Consider the following 23,402-nt stretch of genomic DNA (forward strand, 5'->3'; position numbering starts at 1 on the left):
AGCGGACGCGCTGCGTGCGCCTGCCCACGGGGGGCGGCGCACGCATTCGTTGAGTTTATGCAGTGGCTTGGGCCAGCGCCTGATCCAGATCGGCGATCAGATCGTCGGCGTCTTCGATGCCGATGCTGACGCGGACCACGCTGGGGCCTGCACCTGCCGCTTCTTGCTGCTCGGGCGTAAGCTGGCGGTGGGTGGTCGAGGCCGAGTGGATGATGAGCGAGCGCGTATCGCCGAGGTTGGCCACATGGCTGAAGACTTCCAGCGCGTTGACCAGCTTGACGCACGCGTCATAGCCGCCTTTGACCGCAAAGGTGAACAACCCGCCTGCGCCCTTGGGGCAGACCTTTTTGCTGCGCTCGAAGTAAGGAGAGGTTTCCAGACCCGCATAGGTGACATAGTCAATGCGGTCGTCCGCCTCCAGCCACGCTGCGATCTTTTTCGCGTTGGCCACGTGGCGGTCCATCCGCAGGCTCAGCGTCTCGGTGCCCATCAGTGTATAGTGTGCGGCTTGCGGGTTCATGGTCATGCCCAGATCGCGCAGGCCGATGGCGATGCCAAAGAAGGTGAAGGCCAGATTGCCGAAAGTCTCGTGGAATTTGAGGCCGTGATAGGCAGGCTCGGGCGCGCTGAGCGAGGGGAACTTGTCCGTGGCGGACCAGTCGAAATTGCCGCTGTCCACAACGCAACCACCCGTGACGGTGCCGTTGCCTGTCAGGTATTTGGTGGTGGAGTGGACGACCAGTGTGGCGCCTAGCTCGATCGGGCGGCACAGGTAGGGGGTGGCGGTGGTGTTGTCGATGATCAACGGGATTTGTGCGGCATCGGCGATGTCGGCAATGGCGCGCACATCCATGATATAGCCGCCGGGGTTGGCGATCGCCTCGCCGAAAACGGCGCGGGTGTTGTCGTCAATCGCGGCTTTCACAGCGTCCAGATCGTCGAAGTCGACGAATTTCACAGACCAGCCAAAGCGTTTGATCGTGTGGCTGAACTGCGTGACCGTGCCACCATACAGACGGGTGGAGGCGACGATGTTCATGCCGGGTGACATCAGCGGAAACAGGGCCATGATCTGGGCCGCGTGACCAGAGGAGCAGCACACCGCGCCGACGCCACCCTCAAGCGTGGCAATGCGTTCTTGCAATACGGCCACGGTGGGGTTGGTCAGGCGTGAATAGATGAAGCCCACTTCTTGCAGGTTGAACAGGGCAGCCGCGTGATCTGCGTCGCGAAACACATAGCCTGTCGTTTGGTGGATCGGTGTCTGGCGCGCACCCGTTGCGGGGTCGGGGCGGGCGCCTGCGTGCACTTGCAGCGTGTCGAAATTATGGGTCATCTTATCCTCCATCAGGTATTTGCATCCAGCGATACGGGATTGCACGCCTTCGGGCAAGGCAACGGCAGCCGCTAGGCACTGCGGGCGCATGAAATCGGAACAGCGTTGCGGCGGGCAGGGGAAGGGGGGAACAGATGTTTTGCTGTGTGGCTTCCAAAGCACGGGGGAGTCATGTTCGAAATTTTCTGAATCATACTTTACGTGTATGTTGACATAGTTGCGCAAATCGCATACATACTAAGTATGTTGAGAGCAGGAGCAAAAAAATGACAAAGATTGAAAAAATCAAAGCCGACACAAAAACACCCGCCGCCACAGCAGGCAAAGCCGACAAAAAGGCAGGTGGCCGTGCCCGCAAGCTTGAGAAAATGGAAAAGGCCTCGACCGTTGCCTTCACGCTGGAGCTGCCGGTGCGCAAATTCATGGACGCGCAGGCAAAAGCCGCTGGCATGAACCTGAACCACTACATGCAAAAGCTGATCGAGACTCACGTCATCGAAGCAGGTGGCGCGGACGAGCCTTTGGCCCTGCGTCTGGCGGCCAAGCGTGAAGTGCTGGATCAGGTCGTTGCCACGGCGAAAAAGTTGGATAAAGCAGGAAAATTCGACGAGAATTTCATCCTGACCGTTGTCGAAGAAGCGGGCAAAAGCGCCAAGTTCAAGACGCAGTATGATGCGGCTTTGGGGTTGGAGGCCACCGACGGCGAAGCCAAAGTCAAACGCGCGCGCGTCTCGCTGAACCAGCAGATCGGCCGCATGATCAAGAAATCAGTCGGTGCCAAGTCCAAGCGTAACCCACAAGGCCAGATCGCCCGCGGTCAGGCATCGGACGCCTTTGTCGCCACCTACACATTGCTTGAAAAACCAGAGACCGAAAAGCCAGCGGCCTAAGCGCCAACACAGCTTTCGGACCAACAGGCAAAGGCGGCGGGTGCGTTTCAAAACGCCCTGTCGCCTTTGTTACGTTTGCAGGGTGGGCATCCCAGACGATGTGCTGTGGCCACGCTGGCCTAGCGCATCCAGTAGCCGTTTGATTTCAGCTGGTTGCGGATTGCCTGCTCTTTGCGGGGCAGGTTTTCGCGGTCAAACAGCGCACGCGCCTTGGCCCCGCGCCCTTGGTAGATCATCCGTTTGATCGGCTCATATGTCTTGAGAACTTTTTTCAGCTTGTTGGGCGCGGTCACATGCTCAAGCACGGCCACGGCATGGTCGCTTTCACGGGCATAGAGCAGCGGCAAAAAGCGGTAGTGGCACGAGACTGATCCATCCAGCAGCCCCTCGGGCAGGGCGTCGCGCCCGCCGCCGAGCGAATGGATGACCAAAGGCAAGACAGCCTGATCCAGCCATGGGTCAAAGTTCTGGGCGCACAGCTCTACCGGTGGGGTGTCGCGCACGGCCAAGGCGTATTCAAGGAAGCGTTCGCCAAAGGCGTGCGGGCATTTGTAGTAGAAAAAGCCCGCGTTAAAATAGAGATAGCGGCGCCAGTATTCGTCAGGTTGGCTCAGATCCAGCGAGCTTTCAAAATCCAGCCCGAATTTGTCATAAAGCGATTTCCAAAGCCCCGTGTAGCCAGGGCCGTAAAGCTGGGGCTGTGGCCACGTGCCTTCGCGGCGCAGTGACGCGCCGGGGCGGTCGAAATCAAACGGGACCGAGGCCAGATCACCGGTAATCAGCGTGTCGGTGTCGAAAAACACAAACGGCTCGCCTTTGGGCAAGGCTTGCAGCATTTCGATCTTGTTGCCAAAGGGATAGACCTCGCCGAAGTGGCGGCTCTCGAAGGGGATAATCTCGGCGCCCATCTCTTGCAGGGCTTCACGCACAGGTTCCGCGCGAATGCTGGGGTCTTTCTGCCAGCGTGGCCCGTCTTGGGGTTCGGCGACCAGCACGCGGCCTTTGAAATCGGGGCTCATGGCGCGCAAAGAGGCCACAAAGATCAGCGCTTCATAGGACAGTCGCCCGTGTTGGCCCACGATTGCCACGTTGAAAGTCACGTCTGATGATTGTGTTGCCGCGGGGATGCGTGTCATGCTCGGTCCTGTGGTTGTGCCGGTTTGTACCAGCTTCGTATTTTTAAGGGGCAGTATAAGGCGCGGCCACCGTATTGAAAGATTACTTTTTCGTTAATGATAAAGGTGCCGACCCATGTTCGACATGATTTTTGCTGTTATTGCCCTTGCCGCTGCGGGCAATCCACCTTCCTCCTTGCCCGATGCTGCCCCTGTTGCGCAGATCGCGGGGCCCGTCGCCGAAGACCAGACACCGACGGGCAAATTCACCACTGCCACCGAAGTGCGCCCGATCTTGCAAGCGACCAAGGCGAACTGGATCGCGGTGCGCGAATATGGCGGCAATGACCTGCTGTATCTGTCGCATCTGTGGGCGTGGCGCTGCGGGTTGGTCGCGGTCGAGGTGGCGCTGAACGACGGGCCGTTCGTGCCGCAACCGCTGCCTGCGTGCCATACCGACTCCGCAACGCCCAACGCCATTCTGGAGCAAGACGGCTTGCCCTACAGCACCCATGCGCTGGGCAGCATCGCGCAGATCAGCGTGCGTATTACCTATGATGATTTGGCGAAAGAGACGGAAGACTTTGAGCGTTCGCAGGTGCGTATCCCCTGACGCGATGTGATTCGCATTTTAGCCATGTTTAAAAAAGGGCAACCTTAACAATTCGTTAAGAAAACGCTCATTGTTGCGCAAACCGAAACGCTACTGGACAGAACATTGCACCAATAGGGCGTAAATAAGGCGATTGTGTCCTGTGAGTGGCACTTTTGTGAATTCCCCTCTGATCTCCTTGAGAACTGTGTTCAGTAGGGATCCATCAATAACTCATCAGATTGGGATACACTGCCATGAGCTCCAACAACTCTATTTCGGTAACACTGGGTTGCGACCCGCAAGCTGTTGTTACTATCTCCGAAACTGACACAGGCACGCTGTTTATCATCGTCGCATCCGCCGATCCCACAATGCCTGTGGATCTGGACGGCGTGTTCTTCAATTTGTCCGACGACAGCACGCTCGACAGCTTGAACTTTTTCCCTGATGCCAACACCGGCTCGATCTATTCGCCCGTCACAGGCGTTCAGGCGGCCGTAGACGCTGTCGACACATTGGCCAATGGCGCACAGGTTGCCGACCAGTTTGATGTAGGCATCCAGTTCGGCACCACGGCCAGCTCGACCCAAGGCGAAGTGACCCAAGCCAACTTCACGCTGTTCTCCGACAACGGCCCGATGAGCATTTCCGATCTGGACGTGTCCAGCTTTACCACAGTGGTAGACAGCGACGGCGGCAACGGTCAGGTTCTGACATCCGGCGACACACCCGACGCGGACCCCGTTCTGGTCGTAAAAGAAGCGCTGTTCGATAACTTCAACGGCATCCACAACGCCGAGGATTCCTCGATTGTGGAAGGTCACACAAACTGGGTTGCGGCATGGGACAAACTGGTCACCAACAGCCACAACGAAGGCGTTCTGGCGCTGCAAGAAGTCTCCACAGACGGTCCTGTGACCCTCAGCTTTGATGCAAACGTACACAACACACAGCTGTTCGAGAACTCGGGCTTGGCCGCAGACAGCCTGCGCGTCGAAGTGAACATCGACGGTCAGGGTTGGGTTCTGCTGGACGAATTCCAGGTCAACGATGCAGGCACCGCGATTGTCGGCTCCGAGACAGGCCAGACGTTCGGCAACTACGCCAGCAACATCACCTATGAAGGTGGTATTCTGGACACCGCCGAAGAAAGCGCTCAGTTCCGCTTTATCTCGGATGTGACGGCGTCGGACGAGTATATCAAGCTCGACAACGTATCGGTAAACGTCTCCGAAGAAGTGGACGGCGAAGTAGGCTCGGTTGAGACAACGCTGCTGGTTGAAGACTTCAACGACATCTACGACCCCGATGATAGTGCTGCCATCGCCCATGACGGCCGCTGGGATGTGCGCGGCGACGAGCTGGTTACAGACGGTTGTAACGACGGCGTTCTGCAAACTGCGGCTGTTGCGGCAGATGGCAACGTCGAGCTGAGCTTTGACGCCCGTGTGGGTGATGCCAGCCTGTTTGAGGCCTCCGGCTACTATGCCGACAACCTGCTGTTGCAGGTTCGCGCCGAAGACGGCAACTGGCAGACGCTGGATAACTTCGTGGTCAACCACGCAGGCACCGCACTGGTCGGCTCCAACACCGGCAACGAGATCACCGAGAGCGGCAGCACGCTGACTTACTCGGGCGGGGCGCTGGACGACATCAACGGCAACGTCGAGTTCCGCATCTACTCGAACCTCTCGGCCAGCAACGAGCAGGTGTTTTTCGACAACCTGACCGTGACCCAGACTGCCGACGAAGTTGTCGCCGACGACGACACTGTTGTGGTGGACTTTGAAGGTCTGAACTCTGGCGATGTGATCAGCGACCAGTTCGCAGGCGTGACCATCTCGGCGCAGCGCAATGGCGATCACCCCGACAGCCAGAACGACGCGATGATTTTTGACACCGACAACGTAACCGGCCACGATTACGACCTTGGCTATAACGGTGTTGGCAACGCGATGATCATCTCCGAGGACAACGACAGCTCGGATGCCGATGACAACTGGCATGGCGGCACGATGACCTTCGACTTCGACGCACCCTCCGAAGTGGTGAGCATCAACATGCTCGACGTCGAAGAACATGGCGGCACAATTGATCTGTTCGACGCCGATGGCGGTCTGATCAACACGGTCGACATCCCTGCCTCTGGCAACAACAGCCAGCAGGAAGTGATCATCAACGCCGACAACGTCGCGTCCATGAATGTGAACCTCGTAGGCTCGGGTGCGGTAGACGATCTGACGTTCATCCCGCCCTCCGACGCAGCGGACGATGGCAAGGGCGGCCAGTACGATGTGGAATACATCGCGGGCATCCCTGTCTTGCAGCCGGTCGCCGAAGACCAGCTGAAAGCGGAAATCAACGTTGTTGACGACGCCGAAGACGACCTGATCATCTAAGCCTCCCGTTTAAGGGACCGAGATTGGCCCTTGCCCCTTTGATTGGGGGCAGGGGCCTTTTTTGTGGTGCCAGCGGGGTCGGAATTCGAACCAGACATGCGTCTGCGCGAGGGACTTACAGTCCTTACGAAATCTATATATTTCAAGAGGATTTTTGTATTTGGTCCGAAGCATATCGCATAGATACAATGTGGTTGGGACCAGGCTTTATGGAGCATTTGCAGTACGGCACGAGGATTAGTATCGACCTGAGGGGCGGATTCCGGACCTTCGCTGCGAGTGCAAATTAGACTGGGCAATTTGTTGAAAGCGGACGCGCGGAGCTACAAACCGATTTTTCTCGCATGCGCAGCGACGGTCGGCAATTAGACCTCATTGACACTTTTCAACGTTGCGGCAATGTGTCTTCGAGAGACAAACTTGATGGACGTGAACTTGAAAAAGATAAAAAGCCGCACTTTCGGTGTCGTCGGTTTGGGCAACTTCGGGAGCTCCGTTGCAAAGGAGTTGCAGCGTTTCGGCAACCACGTCATAGGCATCGACATCTCTGAAGCCCGCGTCGCCAACCTTGCTGATACCTTGTCGCAAGCTATGATTGTAGATGCGCGTGACGATGTAGCGCTGCGCGATGCTGGTTTTGGGGATTGTGATACCGCTGTGGTCGCGATGGGCTCCGACTTGGAGGCCAGCGTTCTATCGGCAATGAATCTTAAACTTGTTGGCGTCCAAGTCGTCTGGGCGAAGGCCACGACCAAGACTCATCACAGAATTCTAAAAAAGCTCGGCGTGGACAGGATCATTCACCCGGAGGTCGAAATTGGTCAGCACATCGCGCAAATCTTGCACAATCCGCTTATGCGAGACTATGTGAGCCTCGGCAACGGCTATCATGTTGTGAACTTTCGCATCCCTGAGACCCTCGAAGGCCGGAGCCTGAACGAATTGCCGCATGACAAGACATACAATCTTCGCTGTATCGGGGTCATGCGGGGCACAGAATTCATCGGTCAGGATGGAGCGGCGTGTAAGTTGCAGCGCGATGATCTGCTTTTGTTGTTGGGCCAGCGCAAGGACCTGCACGGTTTCGCAGCCAGTCTCGGATGATGGACGCACGTTTCAAGAACCGCCTCAGCTGGAAAAAGGCGCTGCGGATTCCGGCGCCTGCGCTCTTGTCTCTTTACTACATGGCTTCCATCGTCCTGGGTGCGATCCTTCTCTGGTTGCCCATCTCACATCACGGTGACATCGGCCTGAGCGAAGCATTGTTCACCTCGACTTCAGCGGTGACCGTCACCGGCCTTGTGGTTGCTGATACTGGGGCCGCCTTCACCGTATTTGGCCAAGCGGTCATAGCGGCGCTCATTCAGCTTGGCGGTCTCGGCCTTATGACCTTCGCGGTGTTGTTGCTTGGGGCACTGGGCATCTCGGTGGGCATGCCACAGCGGTTAGTCCTGCGTGAAGATCTGAACCAGACCTCCCTGTCTAACCTCACTTATATCGCCCGCATGATCCTGATCATCGCCGTTGCGTGCGAGGCGATTGGTGCCGCTCTGTTGGCCCTGGTATTTGTTCCAGAATTTGGCTGGTCAGGTTTGTGGCAGGCGATCTTTCATTCTATATCAGCATTCAACAATGCCGGTTTTGCTCTGCATCCCGACAGCCTTTCGCAATGGGTCGGAAACCCGATTATCAATTTGGTGATCCCTGCACTTTTCATCCTGGGCGGGCTCGGCTTCATCGTTGTGGGCGATGTTTACAGAACGCGAAGTTGGCGTAAACTGACCCTCCATTCTAAGCTAATGCTTGTTGGCACCGCCGTTCTTATCACTTGGGGCAGCGTCATGTTCGGCCTCTTGGAATGGCGAAATCCAGAGACTCTTGGCCACCTGAGTGCCGCTGACAAATTGTGGGCCAGCTGGTTCCAGGGCACCACGCCGCGCACCGCCGGATTTAATACAATTGATACCGGCGGGATGCATGACAGCACGTCGATGTTGACAATGACACTGATGCTGGTCGGCGGAGGCAGCACCTCGACAGCCGGAGGGATCAAGGTAACCACGCTATTCGTCCTGCTACTCGCAACGGTTGCCTTCTTTCGGCGTCAGACCACGTTGCACGCCTTTGGTCGGTCTCTGGGGGTGGATGAGGTCATGAAGGTCCTTGCGCTTACCACTATTTCCATGCTCCTCGTCCTGACGGGTATCTTCGTGATGTTAATCAACCACGACGGCCAATTTATCGACCTTGCATTTGAAGTCACCTCGGCATTCGGAACAGTGGGCCTGTCTCGCGGGATCACGGGCGAACTTGATGGCATTGGCCGAGGTATAATAATGATGATCATGTTCGTCGGACGGGTCGGACCTCTGGCGATCGGCTTCTTCCTCGCTACTCGTAGCGTCCCAAAGGTAAAGTATCCGGCAGGACAGATTTACCTGGGTTGAGGGACAATTGATCTCAATCGCTGTTTTTTTACTCCCGAAAAAACCTCTGGCGTCGATACGATCGATGTCTTTGTCCGCATCAGACCACTATACTGTGGTTGTTTTCATAGCTTTTACGTGGCGTTTCTGAGTTTTGGGCTTTGCCAGCCTTTAAGGCATGACTACCAAATTACGCAGCCGCATAGGCAAACTATTCAGCGAAAGGCCAGGTTCCGAAATGATTTCTTACAAAGTCGAAGGCGATGTTGCCGTACTCAGAATGGACGACGGCAAACTCAACGTCGTAAACCCGACATTCATCAAAGCGATGAACGAGGCTTTGGATCAGGCTGAAGCCGACAAGGCCAAAGCGCTGGTGCTTGAGGGGCGCGATACGGTTTTCTCTGCAGGGTTTGATCTGAAGGAATTTGCAAAGGGGCAGGATCAAGCCCGGGTACAGGTGCGCGATGGCTTTGCGATGCTCATCCGCATTCTTGATTTTCCGCGCCCTATTGTTGCTGCGTGCAAAGGGCATGGGATCGGCATGGGAATATTCCTTTTGATGGTGTGCGATTATCGTGTAGGCGCCGAGGGGCCATATAAGTACAGCATGCCAGAAAGCCGTATTGGCATGGACCTTGGTGAGCTCCTGATTGCGCTTGCTAAGTCCCGTATATCTCCAAAGTATCTGACACGAATGGCTGTTTTGTCAGAAGACTTGGATGTTCAAACTGCAGTGGACGCAGGCGTCCTTGACGAGATTTTCGAAGCATCAGAAGTCCACAGCCGTGCGATGGAAATTGCAACTGGTTTGGCGACGATGCCGGTTGCGTTTGGCAAGAACAAGAGAGAGATTAAGGCCACCGAGTTGTGCAATATGAGAGCTGCATTAAAGGTCTTGGGCGGCTGATATCGCACCACATGGAGATGCTCGTTTTCTTATCGGCTGCCCATTGGTCTATCAGACATACACATAGGTACTCTTGGAATTTGACGGCGATAATGTTTCGGTCAAATTCAGCGAAGGCTCCAATCATCTGCAGTTTGAGCGTGGCAAGAGCATCATCCGACTCCACAGAGAATGTTGGTCATTCAGTTTTGAATGTGAATGAGGCCCCTCATTATTCAAGCATTTCGTGATATAATTTCATGTTCGGAGTTGGACAGCAGCCTTCCAACGTTCGGCGTAATTGCTGAAATCTTGGTCCGGTTCGGCCATTTCAGCTTGACCGAACACCGCAGGCCTCTGATCCAAGCGGCTAAACAGGAGCGCTGCTCCAATACTGGTTCCAGTAGCTGCTTCACTTTCGCAGACGGATCGGCCCGTGATCGCTTTCAGCATCCTTAAAAATTCGGCGTTCCTTGCAAAAGGTCCTTCGACTATTATGGCGCCTTTGCCATTTATAAGGTCCAGACAGGTTCCCGTCATCAGAGCAAGGTAGAACGATAGCGCGACTGATCGTTCGCCCGATCCTATCGGTGGCTCAATGCCATTCCAGTGCAGTGTTTGGCCCTGGAACGGGCCTGTGCCGGTTTCCACGGATGGTAAAAGCATCAAGGACCGCTGAAGGACAGCTGCCGTTTCTTGTTGGGTTGGCTTATAGGGCTGGCCGTTCTGGACAATCTCGTATTCGCGCCCGCCCATGAACCGCGCACTGGGAACCGCCTCTCCGCGCGCGTTGACGTTGATGAGGGTGTCGCGCGTCGGATCAAGAGGAGGCACCACAGCCGCCTTATCGCCAGTCAGCGACATTGCAATGACCCACGTCCCTGTCGAAACTGCGCAGGCAGGTTCATTACGAGAGAAAACATGCGGATAAAGCGAGGCATTCGAGTCGTGTAGCCCGACACAGACAGGTGTGTTCGGGGCAAGCCCTGTTGCCTCGGCAATCTCGGGTAGGAGAGGGCCAAGGATGTCGCTTGGGGCGCGCACCGGCGCGATCTTGTCAAGAATGCCAAGTGCGCCCGGCAGATCGGAAAACGTGCCCGTATGAGGGTTCCACAGAACCCAATGGCAGCCTAGAGATGTTACATCTGTCGCGCTGACGCCCGTTAGGCAGTGCCCCCAGAATTGTAGATATGTGACAATCTGCGCAGTGCGGTCCCTTAGTGTCGGCTCCGTGGTGATTTGGTAATGCAGTTGTGCGCCGATGTTCAGGCCGCCGGGCATTCTGGGAGATCCGGTTTGGGCAAAATCGGGTTTGATTGCATCATAGGCCGCAATGATGCCGGAAGGATATTCATGCTCATAGTCAAGGATCGGTGCCGCAAGCGACCCGTCAGGCGCGAGCAACGCAGCGCAGGCCCCGTGGGTTATGACCGAAATCGCATCGACACGGTAATCCGAGTGGAATTTTGCCAAAGCCTCAAGCAGAAACGACCAGTGCCCGTCAACGTCGTAGTGCGGCCAAGGCGGCCCCGCCTGCACAACATTGGGGCGGGTGACGACGGCGACCTCGGTTAATTTATCCAAATCGACCAAGGCGAGCTTTGCATTGGTCTTTCCGATATCGTTGACAGCGATGTGTCTGGGGCTGGTCATGGCATGTGAAACATCGGTGTGAGCGCGACAGCAACAGGTTCATTGCCGGGCGCTGTTTCCATGATGTCAGCCATATGCGCCCACCATTTTTGCATAATCGGGTTATTTGGTAAATCGTCCATCTGGTGGTCTGGGGCGCGCGACAGCACGCCGATCAGATGGCCTGTCTCTTCGTCCAGATGGATGGAATAGTCACTGATACCGGCCTTGTGCAGCAGGTCCACCAACTCGGGCCAGATGGCATCATGGCGGCGGCGGTATTCATCGGCCATACCTGCATTCAGCGTCATCCGGAATACATAGCGTTCGGTCATGCTTTGGGCCTTTGTGCGACCATGACCCAAAGGCGGGGCAGGGCGATCACTCAGATCAGCAGCAGGCCGATGAAAATCGACATGACCAGTCCTGGAACGTTCAAAAGCCCCAAACCGAAAGTCACAAGACCCATAACTAAGGCCGCAATCACAACGCCTGGAATCGTACCTGATCCGCCCAGAATATTAACGCCGCCCAGCACGACCATCGTGACCACCTCAAGCTCCATTCCCGAGGCAATGCTGGACCGCGTGGACCCCAACCGCGAGGTCAGGCAAATCGCCGCGATGCCAGACATCAGATCCGTCAGAAGAAACAGAATGAATTTCACGCGCTGGACACGAATGCCGCTGAACAAAGCACCTGTGGGATTGTTGCCAATGGCATATACCGCGCGGCCAAAGTTCGTTTTGTGCAGCAGCCCCCCATAGATCGCCGCGATGATCACAAACAACAGCATTTCAACCGTAAAGACCCAATAGATATAACCCTGACCAAACCACGCAAAGCTGGAGGGGTACCCACTGAACGAGCCATCTCCAAGTATGATATAGCTGATCCCGCGAAACAGGCTCATGGTGCCGATGGTGACGACGATGGAGGGCAGGCCAAGTCCGGTGACAAAGAAACCGTTGAATGCATTGCACAGCAGCCCGACGGTTATGCCGATAATCACAAGCTCTGGCGTGCCCGCGCCGTGCTGCATGGCCAATCCCATGGCGGTGCTGGCCAAAGCAATGATCGACGCGACAGAAAGGTCGATCTCGCCCGCGATGATCAGCAACGCCATCGCAAAGGCGATCATCGCTTTTTCGGTGAAGTTAAAGGTCGCGTCGCTGAGGTTCCACGCGTTCAGGAAATAGGGCGAGGCAAAGCTGTTCACGACGAAGATCGCAATGGCCACGGCCAGAAGTAGGGCTTTCCAGCTTTTGAATATGCGCGCGGCGCGGCTGTTTCAACGATCTGGAAAAGACGGGTCGTGGGGGTGTCCATCATTTGGTTGCCTCCGCTGATTTAAGAATGACGCGGCCTTTAATGCGGCCCGAGCGGGCGTTGAAGGCGACTGCGATCAGGATGGCAGAGCCGGAGATGGAAAGCTGCCAGATGGGGGAAATATCCACGACCGGCAGGGCATTCTTTACAACGCCAAGGAAGATCGCACCAAGCACAGCACCTTTAACGAAGCCCATGCCACCAGCAATCGAGATGCCGCCAATGACGCAGGCCGCCACGACCTCCAGCTCGAAACCGCCCGCAATATCCACATAGGCCACTGCATACCGCGCGACCCACAGATACCCCGTCAGGCCAGCGAGGGCACCCGATGCCACAAAGACCCAGAACTGGGTCTTCCCAACGTCAATACCGGTATAGACCGCCGCATGGGGATTGCCGCCCACAGCAAAGATAGATCGCCCGAACTGGGTGCGCGCCATCATGATGCCAAAGACAATCACCGTCAGGATCGCAAGCCACGACAGAACTGGCAGCCCCAATAAAACAGTACGTTGAAAGCCTGTGAAAGCGGGGCTCATCTCGTGGCTGTTTACCCATTTGCCGTCAGAGATCAGAAAAATGATGCCGCGGAAGATGGTCATCGTCCCAAGGGTCACAACAATTGGCGGGATCGACAGCTTCCACACAAGGATACCATTGATTGCACCCATGAACGCCCCCATCAGGACCGCAATGGCGAGGATTACAGGGATGGGTAGACCCGGCAGGGTGAGGTTGATTATCGCCACGGCCATACCCGTCAGGGCAAGGTTTGCGGCAACAGACAGGTCAATGCAGCGCGTCAGGATCACCACCATCTGCCCCAGCGCCAGCATGATAAGCGGGGCGGTATCGTTAAAGACATTGGCCAAATTGTACCGTGTCACAAATCCAGGGAATCGCGACGCGACCAGCAAGGTCAGGATCAGGATCGCGGCGCCAAGAATGGCTTCACGAAGGGGAACGAAACGCTTCATGATGCTGCACCTTCGGTTGGTTGGGTGATCCCCGCCGCATGACGTACCAGTGTCTCCGGGCTTAGCTCATCGCGCGACAACTCCGCAGCGATCAGGCCATCCCGCATCACAATGACACGGTCCGACATGCCGATGATTTCAGGGATCTCCGAGCTGACCATGATCACGGACAGACCCTGTGCGGCAAGCTCGGCCATGAATTCATGCACGGCGGATTTCGACCCGATGTCGATCCCCTTTGTCGGCTCCTCCAGAATGATCACCTTTGGCTGGGTTGCCAGCCATTTGGCAATCACGACCTTTTGCTGGTTGCCCCCTGACAGGTTGCCGATGTCCTGATCCAGCGCCGCGGCGCGCAGATCCAGCCGTTCGGCATATTCGTGCGCCAGCTTCAATTCCTCGGCCAATCGCAAGAACCCTCTCCTTGAGGTGCGCGAAAGCGAAGGGAGCGTGATGTTCTGGAAAATCGGCAATCCGATCACAGCACCCTGCTTGCCCCGATCCTCAGGGACGTAGACGACGCCATACTCAACGGCTTGTGCGGGCGAACGGATGACCTTGATCACACCGTCCATCTGGCAAACCCCTTTGGAGGGCTTGGTGATGCCGAACAGCGCTTGCATGAATTCGGACCGACCCGCCCCCACAAGCCCGTAAAAGCCAAGGATTTCGCCGCGCTTGAGGGAAAAGCCGATATCGGAGAACTCGGTTGGGTGATCGTAGCCGACGACCTTCAACACCTCTTCACCGACGTCATGTTTTCTGTCGGGGAAAATCTGCTCAACCGAGCGGCCGACCATCATCTTGACCAAATCATTCTCGGAAATGTCAGCGATCACACCGTCGCCCACAAAACCGCCATCGCGGAACACGGTATAGCGGTCGGCGATGCGGAAAATCTCGTCAAACTTGTGGCTGATAAACAGGATCGCCTTGCCCTGCGCCTTGAGGGTGTCGACAAGCTCGTACAGCTCTTCGATTTCTTTATGCGACAGTGCGGCGGTGGGTTCGTCCATAATCACCACCCGCGCATCAACAGACAGCGCGCGGGCAATCGCGACAAGGTGCTTATTAGCGATGCCAAGGTCGCTGAGTTGGGTGTGGCTGCTGAACGGTGCGCCGATCTCGGTCAGTAGCTCAGCCGCGTCGCGGTGCATCTGCGCAGTGTCGATCAGCCCAAAACGATTGCGTGGCGCGTGACCGATATAGATATTCTTAGCGACAGATAGCTCGTCGAACAGCACGGTTTCTTGATGGATTGCGGTGATCCCTGCCGATGCCGCATTATTGGGTGAGGCAAAGGTAACGGGGTTGCCGTCAATGCGGATCGTGCCCCATCCGTGCGGTAGATGCCTGTCAGAATTTTAACAGTAGTAGATTTCCCTGCGCCGTTTTCACCAACCAAAGCAGTCCCTTGTCCAGGGTTTAGGTCCAGTTTGACATGATCGAGCGCTTTTACACTCGGAAAGGTCTTGGTGATCATGTCCATTGAAACAACGGGCATCACGTCTTGAGCAATTGGCGCAGGCTGCGTCATCATTCAGGACCTCGTGGGGGATGGGGGGAGAGTGGGGCTGGCCCCGGGCAATGTGATTGCAGCAGGGCCAGCGAGAAGCGGTTTAGAAGATCGACTTGAAGTCGTCGATGTTGCTTGCATCGTAGACAAACGGATCAGCCATCGCGCCTTCGTTATTGTCGTCCAGCGTTAATGCGCCCATGCGATCCATCGGGATTTCTGCACCAAGTGCGGCTTCTGCGCCGTTCTGACTTAGCTCGTAGGCCAGCATGGTGGCTGAATAGCCCAGATCAATCGGGTTCCAGATTGCGGATTTTGATCCCGCTAAACCGGATGTCAATGCGACCATTGCAGGCCTGTCCGAAGCGATTGCCGAATATCGCGTGGGCTATCAGGCCTATTATGACCGCTGCAAAAGGGACGATAGTCCGGCGATCCGCGACCCGAACGCAGTTGTGTACCTGATCCCCGGCGTGGGCATGATCACATTTGCCAAGGACAAAGCCACCGCGCGCATCTCGGGCGAATTCTACGTGAACGCGATTAACGTGATGCGCGGGGCCGATGCCGTGTCCGAGTATCAGGGTCTGCCCGAACAAGAGGCTTTCGATATCGAATACTGGCTTTTGTAAGAGGCCAAGCTGCAACGCATGCCCCTGCCCAAATCAATGACAGGCCGTGTGGCGCTGGTCACGGGCGGGGCAGGCGGCATTGGTGCTGCAACTGCAGAACGCTACTTGCGTGAAGGGGCTTGTGTCATGCTGGCCGACATTGATGACGCTGCGTTGACAAAGACGCTTGAGGGGCTCAGCGGAAAATACTCCCCAGATGTTGTGCGTACAGTGAACATGAATGTGACGGATGAAACCGCAGTTGCAGAAGCCTATAGTACCATTGCGGCGGAGTTCGGCGGGGTTGATATTCTGGTCAGCAACGCTGGCATCGCCAGTTCCGCCCCGATCAAGGAGACCAGCCTTGATCTGTGGAACAATAACATGTCGATCCTGTCGACAGGTTATTTCTTGGTGAGCCGAGAGGCGTTCAAACTGTTCAAGGTGCAGGAGATGGGTGGCGCGGTAGTGTTCGTGGCCTCCAAAAATGGCTTGGCCGCATCGCCCAATGCATCCGCCTACCGCACCGCCAAGGCGTCTGAAATCCACCTTGCCCGCTGTTTGGCCCGTGAAGGGGCACCCATGGGGGTGCGGGTGAATGTTGTAAATCCTGATGCCGTGCTGAAGGGCAGCAAGATCTGGCAGGGTGAATGGCTCGGCCAGCGCGCTGGCACCTATGGTACAGACAAGGACGGGCTGGAAGAAATGTACCGCGAACGTTCGATGTTGAAACGCTCTGTGCTGCCCGAGGATATCGCGGAGGCGGCCTATTTCTTGGCCTCTGACCTCTCTGCGAAATCGACGGGCAATATTATTAACGTCGATGCCGGCAACAAGGAGGCGTTCACGCGCTAGGCGTGAACGGGGGGGATCAATCATGAGCTATGACAGCGCGAAAGCCGCCTTTGCCGATTGGGGCGTGGACACCGAAGCAGCCCTTGCGAAGCTGGCAGAGATTCCGATCTCTATGCATTGCTGGCAAGGCGACGACGTTGTGGGGTTTGAGAAGAAACCCGGTAATCCTGGAGGCGGTATTCAGGCCACTGGCAATCATCCCGGTCGCGCCCGTACACCCGACGAGTTGCGTGCGGATCTGGAGTTTTCATATAGCATGATACCGGGCAACCACCGTCTGAATTTGCATGCCTGCTATCTGGACACAGACCAGAACCCTGACCGCGACGAGATCGAATTCAACCATTTCGCAGCGTGGGTGGACTGGGCTAAAGATCAGGGGTTGGGCCTCGATTTCAACCAGACATTCTTTGCCCACACCAAGGCTGATGATAACCTGACGCTGAGCAATCCTGACCAAGGCATCCTTGATTTTTGGATCGAGCACGGCAAACGCTCCCGCGAGATTGCTGCGCAAATGGGAAAAGTACTTGGATCGCCTGTCGTCAATAACGTCTGGGTGCCCGACGGGTATAAAGACACGCCCGAAGACCGATTTGGGCCGCGTAAGAGACTGGAGCTGTCGCTCAATGCGATGATGGCCCTCCCGCAGGATAAAGCGCACATACTGGACGCTGTGGAAAGCAAACTTTCCGGCATCGGGGTGGAGGCATGCACGGTCGGCAGCCACGAATTTTACATGGGGTATGCGATCCGCAATGAGACGCTCTTGTGTCTCGACATGGGTCATTTCCACCCCACGGAAAACGTCGCAGACAAGCTGACCTCAGTCGCTCTTTCTGTGGATGAAATTCTGTTGCATGTAAGCCGCCCGATGCGTTGGGACAGTGACCATGTGATCCTTCTCGACGACTCGATTATGCAAATGGCGCAGGAGCTTGTGAGTGCAGACCTGCTGGGCCGAACACATATCGGTCTCGACTTTTTTGATGCCACAATCAGCCGTACGGCCGCTTGGGTAATTGGCACGCGAAATATGCAAAAGGCGCTACTGCGGGCGCTATTGGCACCTTGGGAGCAACTTGAATCAGTTGAAAATCAGCTCGATTTCACCACCCGTCTCGTGGTGACGGAAGAGATCAAGGATCTCCCCTATGGCGCTGTTTGGGAGGAGTTCTGCAATCGGAAGAGCGTGGCAACGGGTAAGACCCTCGCGGTCGAACTTGTCCGATATCAAGCAAGCGTTGAGGGGCGTAGTTAGCGATCAGTGTAGGAAATACTGACTGATCAAGCGTGCAGGTTACAGCCGCTGTGGCGGAATATACTTGCCGTCATCGACCAACGTTGGAACGCTGCGCCCTTCACCAATTGCGGCTTTACGGAATTCGGCTGTCGAAGAGTACCGTAGTTCGAATAGCGGCTATGGGCCGTCCCTGAAGATGGCCCATGCTTTTAAATTTCGATGGCTTCCGCGATAGCGAGGGCGTCGTCCAGCTCTACGCCCAGATAGCGCACAGTGCTGTCCATCTTTGTATGAACTAATAAAAGTTGAACTGCGCGCAGGTTTTCCGTTTTTTTGTAAATCTGCGTGACTTTCGTGCGTCGCATCGAATGGGTTCCATATGCCGTCACTTCCAGTCCAATAGACGAAACCCATTCCCTGACAATCCGGGCATACTGGCGGGTTGAGATGTGCAACCGCTCGTGAAAGCGCCCAGGCCATAGGTGCTCTGACCCGACCATCAGCGGATCCCCCATCCACTTCGCGAGTGAGGCTCTGGTTCCTTCGGAAATCTCAAAGCGCACGGGTTTGTGCGTCTTGCTTTGCAAACTGACGCCCGTTCTTTTGTCTGGCCGGACGCCATAACATCGACCACTTTCATTTTGATCAAATCGCAGCCGCGCAATTTGCTGTCGATCGCGAGGTTGAACAACGCGAGATTGCGATGGTTCTCGGCCAGTTCAAGCCGAACCCTGATCGCCCAGACATGCTTTGGCTTCAGCGGGCGCTTCTGGCCGACGATCCGCCCCTTGTTCCAAGCGGGACGCAACGCGCGAATGGCAGGTAAGTTTGTTGTTTCCATGACTGATCCTCCGATCCGCCAATCCCTCCCACGGCGACAACCAGACGTTGACAGAAGCAACATATCACAGGATGCCGCGATGCATCTGAGGTCTGGTTTGAGCCCGAATTGCCAGATCCTGCGCGGTCCGTGAGTGTCGGCACCATCTCTTGGCTGCGCTTCTTCGCTAACGGCCCAAAACAAATCTCTCTGCGTATTTCAATTCTGTCTCACGCAGCTGTTTCAGGTCGAGACTGCAAATGCTGGCATGCAATAATGACGTCTGGGCATCCTTGAACCGATTGAGCAGCAACTGGAAAAACAAATTGGCAGTTCCATGCCCATTCAAAAGAGCTGTCTCGAAGGCTTTGTTCAAGAGCGTCACAGCGTGTTCCTTCGGCAGTGACCGTATCACAAATCGATGGATCATGGAGATGTCTGGACCTTGGCTGGTTCCCTATCTGTCCAGAACGCGCAGCGCAATTTCAAGGCCACGATTATGTACCTCTGTACTGATTGCGTCATTGGGAGGATCACAGGATGCTGGCCAATAACAGGCGGCTGGCCGCATAAGCGCGCTAAGCAAGTTTTCCCCATCTGTTGCAACAAAACGATCACCTGAAAAGAGCAGTCGTTCTGCGTAGTCCATCGCCCGAAGCGGATCCGGAGACGCGGGCTCCAACCATGACAAATCCATTTTGACGCCCAGTGCACGCTCCAGCAGTGCGTAGGACAGAGTGCTGGGAGTACCATGAAATTCGTCGTGCCAATTACGCGCGCCAAATGCCCATCGCGCATTTTCTTCTGCAGCTCCTTTTGCCCTGATTGCCGCCCGTCGCTCTGCAAGGGCGGCTTGTCGTTGCTCAAATTCGGGCATGGGGGGGCCAGAAGGTCGGGATAGATTTTTGACCATCATCACTTTTCAAGTCCGCAGCGACTGCCCGTCCGAGTAGCGTCTCTTGTCCGTCGATCCGCTCTGACAAGTCAAACTGCCAGACACTATCGTGACCGAATTGCCCCGAATTGCCCCGAGCAGAGTGCTTCCAGCCGATCCAACGGCTGTCGAGGCCGTGATCACGGATGAGCCTCAGAACTAAAGCGTTTGACGGCGTGTCAGTGTCTTCGCGAATAATGCAGTGTTCGAACAAACCTAACTTAACGAAGACATGCTTTTTAAACGCCGATGGTCCTTCGCAAGCTGCACCCGTTGCAGCGCGAATGGCGACCAGTTGAGGGTCAGTCCGCGATACCTGCACAACCACCGTCACGGGTGCGCTCAAGGCTATGTCTAAGACAGCGTTGGAATTCACATAACGGCTATGAAGCTCGACAATGTTGTGTTTCTCAATCGGGCGGTTGATCGATTTTGTTGCTGCCGCTTCTAGCCGTGCTGGCCATGTCCATCCGAACCAAACCGCGTAGACCAGTGTGGCAAACGCCGCTGAGAAAATGATCAAGATAGAAGTTTTAAGCAGAATTTTCATTGCCGTCCTAAATGTCAGACCTTCTCACGCCTTTCAACCGTTCCGACAATCTAGGACAAAATGAAAAGCAGACATTCTAGATTGATAGCTGTGCGGCAGGTTTGTCCGCATTGCTGTCATCGAACAGATCAAATTGCTGCGCAACTGCTCCAAAGTCCGCTTCGGGGAAGTTGCGATGCAGCAATTGGACATCTGATCAATGGCGGCTCTGGGCCGCTCTCGTCGATCGATATAAGGGCGGATTCCAGACTTTCGCCGCAGCAGCGATACACTCGTGTTAGATATGAACAAGCGGTCAAGGCTGCGCTATGGCACTCGCCGAGGAGGGCGCGCATGTGATCTGCGCCGCGCGGGGCGTGGCGCGTTCGCAAGCGACTGTTGATGAATAGACGGGGCAGGGCTGGTCTGCCGACGCCCTCGCGCTCAATGTGTCCGACCTTGTGGGCGTCAAAGCGGCGCTGGGCGAACAAGCGCCCTTTGATGCGATATCACCCACGCTACCAAATTAGAGCCCCCTCGCTGCCGTGATGATCTCGGCACTGCTCGGCGATGTGCTGCTGATTGATTAAAGGGTTTGTCGAAACGACAATCCCCTTCGGTAAAACCAATCAGTCAATAAAGAAGGCGCTAATCTCTATCTCATCCAGTTTCTGACGGAGAACCACCGGCCCCAACCGAGATTCTTGAGCAGTTACCACATTGTCAATCTTGATCGATCCCGATGCCGTGTAGCCATTGGCGGGGTTCAACGACACCTCACGCACGAATTTACGCACATCAACGGTGCCGGCCAACGGATTGATCGAACTGTGAAGCTGCAAAACAAATCGAATTTGGCGGTTTTGTGGCTTGAGACCGCTGACGGGCACTTGTGGTCTGACCGAGAAACGTAATTCCCCGTCAAGGAAACTTGCATCCGCACCAATCAGATTTCCGATAGATGCACCGCTCTCGCTTGTATCTCCGACTGGAACCAATTCGGTTTTGATCCGGAACTGACCAACGTTTTCGATCTTGTGTTTCACTTCCGATGACGGGTTCGGATAGCGCTTTGAGGTCGTGTCAAACCCGATCAGGTTAAGATAACCGCTGGCTTGCCCGTTGACCCACTGAGATTGCGCCCAAATCAGCTTTTTCTGCCGTTTCCCTTCAGTTGTGGTGCCGCTGATAATATACATCAGCGTCCCGGGGCCTGTATGTCTAACGTTGCCCGCACATGTATCGTTTTTGTCATACCCCAACAGCAGGTTGAAATTGTCAACGCTCACAGTGCGTCGGTCAAAGTTTGGATAAAGATGATCCATGACAGCCTGACGCATAAAGGCGTCGTCATACTGAATTTGACAGGGGCCTGAACTTTGCCACTCCGTAAACATGTTTTGCCAGGGCTGCGTGCGCAAAGTCAGCATCGACCCGTTTGCAGGGTTGTTCGGCGCTGCGAAAGACCGCTTGCTCGATGCCGGTTTCGACGATGTTGATTTCGCCGACGTTGGTTTAGCCGTTGTTGGGGCATCGTTGTCTGATGACGGACTGACGCAAGCCATCAGGGCAAATAGGGGAAGTATAGGAAGAATCTTCAAGGAGCGACCTTTCACAAATCTTTAAATTAAAAGGGTTTATTAATAACACTGGATCACGCGGCCATAGGAATACACGGCAAGCCATCGCGAAGATGCGTTGCACTCTCCACACCAATAGGCTGCGTTTCCGTCATCCAGAACATTGCAGGCCCGCGGGCCATTTGAACAAATGTAGCTAAGATCGTTTGTCAGCTCGGAACTGGGGCCAAGCGCCAGACAATTGCCTAACAACAAGTTGCGAGCCCGATCATTCTCGACCGCCATGGGATAATCCCCCATGCAAGCCGTTTGCATGTCCGAGCCCGCGGGCAATTGATAACACACGTCCTTCGATCTATCGCGCTTTGCGGCAGCGGCGGCCTTGCGTTGCTTCTCGTCCAATTTGTCGAACAAGGCAGAGCTACCTTCGTCCGCCTTCTTCAAAAAAGAATCTGCCACACTGGGTGAAGCAAATGAAAAAAACGCTGTTGCTATTACCAAAAACCGCAAGGGCTAAACCTCGAAAAGCTTATATCTTTCATAGAACTATCAACGATGTCGCAGGAAATCAATTCCTGTGTAAGCCGCGCATTGAGCCATGAAAGCGACTGCGTTTTGCATTTTTTGCGGCGTAGAAGTCCGCCAGTTTGTGCCCTTCTTTTATGCGGATACTTGGAATTTTCAGTAAGCCATACACTTCATTGGGCAGATCGCTTGTCTTTTTCAGCAATGCCTTGCGCTTGCTGAGCAATGTGGCGGTCGAGACGTTCTTGAAGATCATCAAAGCTGAACTGATCTGGCGGCATCACTGGGAGATACGGCGTAAAGCCGAGATAGCGATCTTCGAATACCTCAACAGCCTCTACCATTCGCGTCGCTGCCACTGAGCATTACGACGCCGAATAGTCGCCTTGCAGCCTACGTGATCAAACTCGATGCCACCCGCTGAAGAAGTAGCCCGGACTTATCTAGTATTGCCGATACGCTTCGGCATTAGGCTCGATACGCGGACATTCGGGACGTCATGAAGTTCATCAAAGAGCGCAAGATGTCTTGCGAACGTAACGGCAAGATCTGCGTGCCCATGCGGCGGGGTTGTCTAAAGCTTCAATTGCAAGAGGACCGACGAATGCCTGAACGAGTATATGTTCGACAGCCTACGTCATGCCCGTCAGTTGACCATTGCGTGGCGTACCGGCTGCAACCACCACCGACCACACACAAGCCTCGCCGGAATGACGCCAGCGGAAAACGCTGACCGGCCACAAGAGGACCAAAACCTGAACAAAGCTAACGTAAATTAACGCACTCAATGGGGAGCAGGTCAGCAGGAACGAAACCACCATCTCATTCCAGTATCCAAGATTTTCGCTCATCCTCGGTTAAAGAGGCGGCCGCGCCGTTTTCGACCTTCACAACAAGCTCTGATGCAGCGCTTTCCGGAGCAATCCGAATCTTGCCTGCGGCATCTGTCAGGATCATCGCCTTGGAGCTGTTTTGCATTTGCCAAAGCGGCTTGAGCGCCCGATCCATGATGAAATACTCCGGTAATCCCCCCTAAAATTAGTGGTGTTCAAAAGTAGAGTTTTCTCGGCAAAATATCTGAGGAGATTTTCGATGAAGACAGCACGATACAGTGACGCGCAGATTATGGGCATTTTGAAGCAGGCGGAGGGTGGTGTGCCTGTCTCTGAGCTTTGCCGAGAGCATGGGATGAGCAGCA

At 55.3% G+C, this 23,402-nt stretch carries 19 protein-coding genes and 6 pseudogenes; 11 read left to right on the plus strand and 14 right to left on the minus strand.

The window, feature by feature from the left end:
• Positions 1–55: 55 nt before the first annotated feature.
• Entirely contained in the window at positions 56–1,336 is a 1,281-nt protein-coding gene (locus tag ABMC88_RS13900; protein WP_439655604.1) for an O-acetylhomoserine aminocarboxypropyltransferase/cysteine synthase family protein, read from the minus strand.
• Between the two features lie 266 nt (positions 1,337–1,602).
• Between ABMC88_RS13900 and ABMC88_RS13905 the strand changes: the two genes are divergently transcribed.
• The gene (locus tag ABMC88_RS13905) at positions 1,603–2,226 is read left to right on the plus strand and encodes a hypothetical protein (RefSeq protein ID WP_349577504.1); all 624 of its coding nucleotides are present in this window, start codon (positions 1,603–1,605) and stop codon (positions 2,224–2,226) included.
• Positions 2,227–2,345: 119 nt separating this feature from the next.
• Here ABMC88_RS13905 and ABMC88_RS13910 read toward each other — a convergent pair whose 3' ends face one another.
• Positions 2,346–3,362, minus strand: a complete 1,017-nt coding sequence (locus ABMC88_RS13910; RefSeq protein ID WP_349577505.1) for a GT-B fold glycosyltransferase domain-containing protein — start codon at positions 3,360–3,362, stop codon at positions 2,346–2,348.
• Positions 3,363–3,477: 115 nt separating this feature from the next.
• On the opposite strand from ABMC88_RS13910, the gene ABMC88_RS13915 reads away from it, so the two are divergent.
• The 5 genes from ABMC88_RS13915 to ABMC88_RS13935 all read left to right on the plus strand — a co-directional run bounded on the left by ABMC88_RS13915 (position 3,478) and on the right by ABMC88_RS13935 (position 9,671).
• A complete protein-coding gene (locus ABMC88_RS13915; protein WP_349577506.1) occupies positions 3,478–3,954 on the plus strand; it encodes a hypothetical protein in 477 nt (158 codons plus the stop codon).
• Positions 3,955–4,190: 236 nt separating this feature from the next.
• Positions 4,191–6,335 (plus strand): hypothetical protein, encoded by a 2,145-nt coding sequence (locus tag ABMC88_RS13920; protein ID WP_349577507.1) that lies wholly within the window; start codon positions 4,191–4,193, stop codon positions 6,333–6,335.
• Positions 6,336–6,758: 423 nt separating this feature from the next.
• Positions 6,759–7,439: a potassium channel family protein gene (locus ABMC88_RS13925; protein WP_349577508.1), complete on the plus strand. Its 681-nt coding sequence runs from the start codon at positions 6,759–6,761 to the stop codon at positions 7,437–7,439.
• Positions 7,436–8,782, plus strand: a complete 1,347-nt coding sequence (locus tag ABMC88_RS13930; RefSeq protein WP_439655605.1) for a TrkH family potassium uptake protein — start codon at positions 7,436–7,438, stop codon at positions 8,780–8,782. The genes ABMC88_RS13925 and ABMC88_RS13930 overlap by 4 nt, the downstream gene beginning before the upstream one ends.
• 217 nt (positions 8,783–8,999) lie before the next feature.
• The gene (locus tag ABMC88_RS13935) at positions 9,000–9,671 is read left to right on the plus strand and encodes a crotonase/enoyl-CoA hydratase family protein (RefSeq protein WP_349577509.1); all 672 of its coding nucleotides are present in this window, start codon (positions 9,000–9,002) and stop codon (positions 9,669–9,671) included.
• A 237-nt stretch (positions 9,672–9,908) separates the two neighbouring features.
• On the opposite strand, the gene ABMC88_RS13940 is transcribed toward ABMC88_RS13935, so the two are convergent.
• The 6 genes and pseudogenes from ABMC88_RS13940 to ABMC88_RS13965 all read right to left on the minus strand — a co-directional run.
• Complete coding sequence (locus tag ABMC88_RS13940) at positions 9,909–11,303, minus strand: FGGY-family carbohydrate kinase (RefSeq protein ID WP_349577510.1); 1,395 nt, start codon at positions 11,301–11,303, stop codon at positions 9,909–9,911.
• Positions 11,300–11,617 (minus strand): L-rhamnose mutarotase, encoded by a 318-nt coding sequence (locus ABMC88_RS13945; RefSeq protein WP_349577511.1) that lies wholly within the window; start codon positions 11,615–11,617, stop codon positions 11,300–11,302. The genes ABMC88_RS13940 and ABMC88_RS13945 overlap by 4 nt, the downstream gene beginning before the upstream one ends.
• A 50-nt stretch (positions 11,618–11,667) precedes the next feature.
• On the minus strand, positions 11,668–12,555 hold the full coding sequence (locus ABMC88_RS13950) for an ABC transporter permease (RefSeq protein ID WP_349577522.1): 888 nt from the start codon (positions 12,553–12,555) through the stop codon (positions 11,668–11,670).
• Between the two features lie 55 nt (positions 12,556–12,610).
• The gene (locus tag ABMC88_RS13955; protein WP_349577512.1) at positions 12,611–13,591 is read right to left on the minus strand and encodes an ABC transporter permease; all 981 of its coding nucleotides are present in this window, start codon (positions 13,589–13,591) and stop codon (positions 12,611–12,613) included.
• Positions 13,588–15,131: pseudogene (locus ABMC88_RS13960) on the minus strand (sugar ABC transporter ATP-binding protein). The gene ABMC88_RS13955 and the pseudogene ABMC88_RS13960 overlap by 4 nt, the downstream one beginning before the upstream one ends.
• Positions 15,132–15,210: 79 nt before the next feature.
• A pseudogene (locus tag ABMC88_RS13965) lies at positions 15,211–15,450 on the minus strand (rhamnose ABC transporter substrate-binding protein); the annotation flags it as partial.
• On the opposite strand from ABMC88_RS13965, the pseudogene ABMC88_RS13970 reads away from it, so the two are divergent.
• A pseudogene (locus tag ABMC88_RS13970) lies at positions 15,413–16,573 on the plus strand (SDR family oxidoreductase); the annotation flags it as partial. The pseudogenes ABMC88_RS13965 and ABMC88_RS13970 overlap by 38 nt on opposite strands.
• Positions 16,574–16,595: 22 nt before the next feature.
• Positions 16,596–17,834 carry an L-rhamnose isomerase gene (locus tag ABMC88_RS13975; protein ID WP_349577513.1) on the plus strand — a complete coding sequence of 413 codons (1,239 nt, stop codon included), beginning with the start codon at positions 16,596–16,598 and terminating at the stop codon, positions 17,832–17,834.
• 191 nt (positions 17,835–18,025) lie between these two features.
• On the opposite strand, the pseudogene ABMC88_RS13980 reads toward ABMC88_RS13975, so the two are convergent.
• From ABMC88_RS13980 to ABMC88_RS14000, 5 genes and pseudogenes are all read right to left on the minus strand, one after another.
• Positions 18,026–18,657 (minus strand): annotated as a pseudogene (locus tag ABMC88_RS13980) (tyrosine-type recombinase/integrase).
• 166 nt (positions 18,658–18,823) lie between these two features.
• Entirely contained in the window at positions 18,824–19,021 is a 198-nt protein-coding gene (locus ABMC88_RS13985) for a hypothetical protein (RefSeq protein ID WP_349577514.1), read from the minus strand.
• A 72-nt stretch (positions 19,022–19,093) separates the two neighbouring features.
• On the minus strand, positions 19,094–19,513 hold the full coding sequence (locus ABMC88_RS13990) for a hypothetical protein (RefSeq protein WP_349577515.1): 420 nt from the start codon (positions 19,511–19,513) through the stop codon (positions 19,094–19,096).
• The gene (locus ABMC88_RS13995) at positions 19,500–20,120 is read right to left on the minus strand and encodes a hypothetical protein (protein WP_349577516.1); all 621 of its coding nucleotides are present in this window, start codon (positions 20,118–20,120) and stop codon (positions 19,500–19,502) included. The genes ABMC88_RS13990 and ABMC88_RS13995 overlap by 14 nt, the downstream gene beginning before the upstream one ends.
• A gap of 608 nt (positions 20,121–20,728) precedes the next feature.
• Positions 20,729–21,700: a hypothetical protein gene (locus tag ABMC88_RS14000; RefSeq protein WP_349577517.1), complete on the minus strand. Its 972-nt coding sequence runs from the start codon at positions 21,698–21,700 to the stop codon at positions 20,729–20,731.
• A 728-nt stretch (positions 21,701–22,428) separates the two neighbouring features.
• Here ABMC88_RS14000 and ABMC88_RS14005 point away from each other — a divergent pair.
• Both ABMC88_RS14005 and ABMC88_RS18550 read left to right on the plus strand, forming a co-directional pair.
• Positions 22,429–22,566 (plus strand): annotated as a pseudogene (locus tag ABMC88_RS14005) (IS3 family transposase); the annotation flags it as partial.
• 228 nt (positions 22,567–22,794) lie between these two features.
• Positions 22,795–22,983, plus strand: a pseudogene (locus ABMC88_RS18550) (integrase core domain-containing protein); the annotation flags it as partial.
• A 43-nt stretch (positions 22,984–23,026) separates the two neighbouring features.
• Here the strand turns inward: ABMC88_RS18550 and ABMC88_RS14010 are convergent.
• The gene (locus ABMC88_RS14010) at positions 23,027–23,212 is read right to left on the minus strand and encodes a hypothetical protein (protein ID WP_349577518.1); all 186 of its coding nucleotides are present in this window, start codon (positions 23,210–23,212) and stop codon (positions 23,027–23,029) included.
• Between the two features lie 84 nt (positions 23,213–23,296).
• On the opposite strand from ABMC88_RS14010, the gene ABMC88_RS14015 reads away from it, so the two are divergent.
• Positions 23,297–23,402, plus strand: a 106-nt coding sequence (locus ABMC88_RS14015) for a transposase (RefSeq protein WP_349577523.1), incomplete at its 3' end; no start/stop codon positions are given.

Source organism: Sulfitobacter aquimarinus, assembly GCF_040149565.1.
In the GTDB taxonomy this organism is placed as follows: domain Bacteria; phylum Pseudomonadota; class Alphaproteobacteria; order Rhodobacterales; family Rhodobacteraceae; genus Sulfitobacter; species Sulfitobacter aquimarinus.

Bases quoted from the DNA above. Each gene is read 5' to 3' on its own strand.
- ABMC88_RS13900 (WP_439655604.1), bottom strand. From the start codon at position 1,336: ATGACCCATAATTTCGACACGCTGCAAGTGCACGCAGGCGCCCGCCCC.
- ABMC88_RS13905 (WP_349577504.1), top strand. From the start codon at position 1,603: ATGACAAAGATTGAAAAAATCAAAGCCGACACAAAAACACCCGCCGCC.
- ABMC88_RS13910 (WP_349577505.1), bottom strand. From the start codon at position 3,362: ATGACACGCATCCCCGCGGCAACACAATCATCAGACGTGACTTTCAAC.
- ABMC88_RS13915 (WP_349577506.1), top strand. From the start codon at position 3,478: ATGTTCGACATGATTTTTGCTGTTATTGCCCTTGCCGCTGCGGGCAAT.
- ABMC88_RS13920 (WP_349577507.1), top strand. From the start codon at position 4,191: ATGAGCTCCAACAACTCTATTTCGGTAACACTGGGTTGCGACCCGCAA.
- ABMC88_RS13925 (WP_349577508.1), top strand. From the start codon at position 6,759: ATGGACGTGAACTTGAAAAAGATAAAAAGCCGCACTTTCGGTGTCGTC.
- ABMC88_RS13930 (WP_439655605.1), top strand. From the start codon at position 7,436: ATGATGGACGCACGTTTCAAGAACCGCCTCAGCTGGAAAAAGGCGCTG.
- ABMC88_RS13935 (WP_349577509.1), top strand. From the start codon at position 9,000: ATGATTTCTTACAAAGTCGAAGGCGATGTTGCCGTACTCAGAATGGAC.
- ABMC88_RS13940 (WP_349577510.1), bottom strand. From the start codon at position 11,303: ATGACCAGCCCCAGACACATCGCTGTCAACGATATCGGAAAGACCAAT.
- ABMC88_RS13945 (WP_349577511.1), bottom strand. From the start codon at position 11,617: ATGACCGAACGCTATGTATTCCGGATGACGCTGAATGCAGGTATGGCC.
- ABMC88_RS13955 (WP_349577512.1), bottom strand. From the start codon at position 13,591: ATGAAGCGTTTCGTTCCCCTTCGTGAAGCCATTCTTGGCGCCGCGATC.
- ABMC88_RS13975 (WP_349577513.1), top strand. From the start codon at position 16,596: ATGAGCTATGACAGCGCGAAAGCCGCCTTTGCCGATTGGGGCGTGGAC.
- ABMC88_RS13990 (WP_349577515.1), bottom strand. From the start codon at position 19,513: ATGCCCGAATTTGAGCAACGACAAGCCGCCCTTGCAGAGCGACGGGCG.
- ABMC88_RS13995 (WP_349577516.1), bottom strand. From the start codon at position 20,120: ATGAAAATTCTGCTTAAAACTTCTATCTTGATCATTTTCTCAGCGGCG.
- ABMC88_RS14010 (WP_349577518.1), bottom strand. From the start codon at position 23,212: ATGGATCGGGCGCTCAAGCCGCTTTGGCAAATGCAAAACAGCTCCAAG.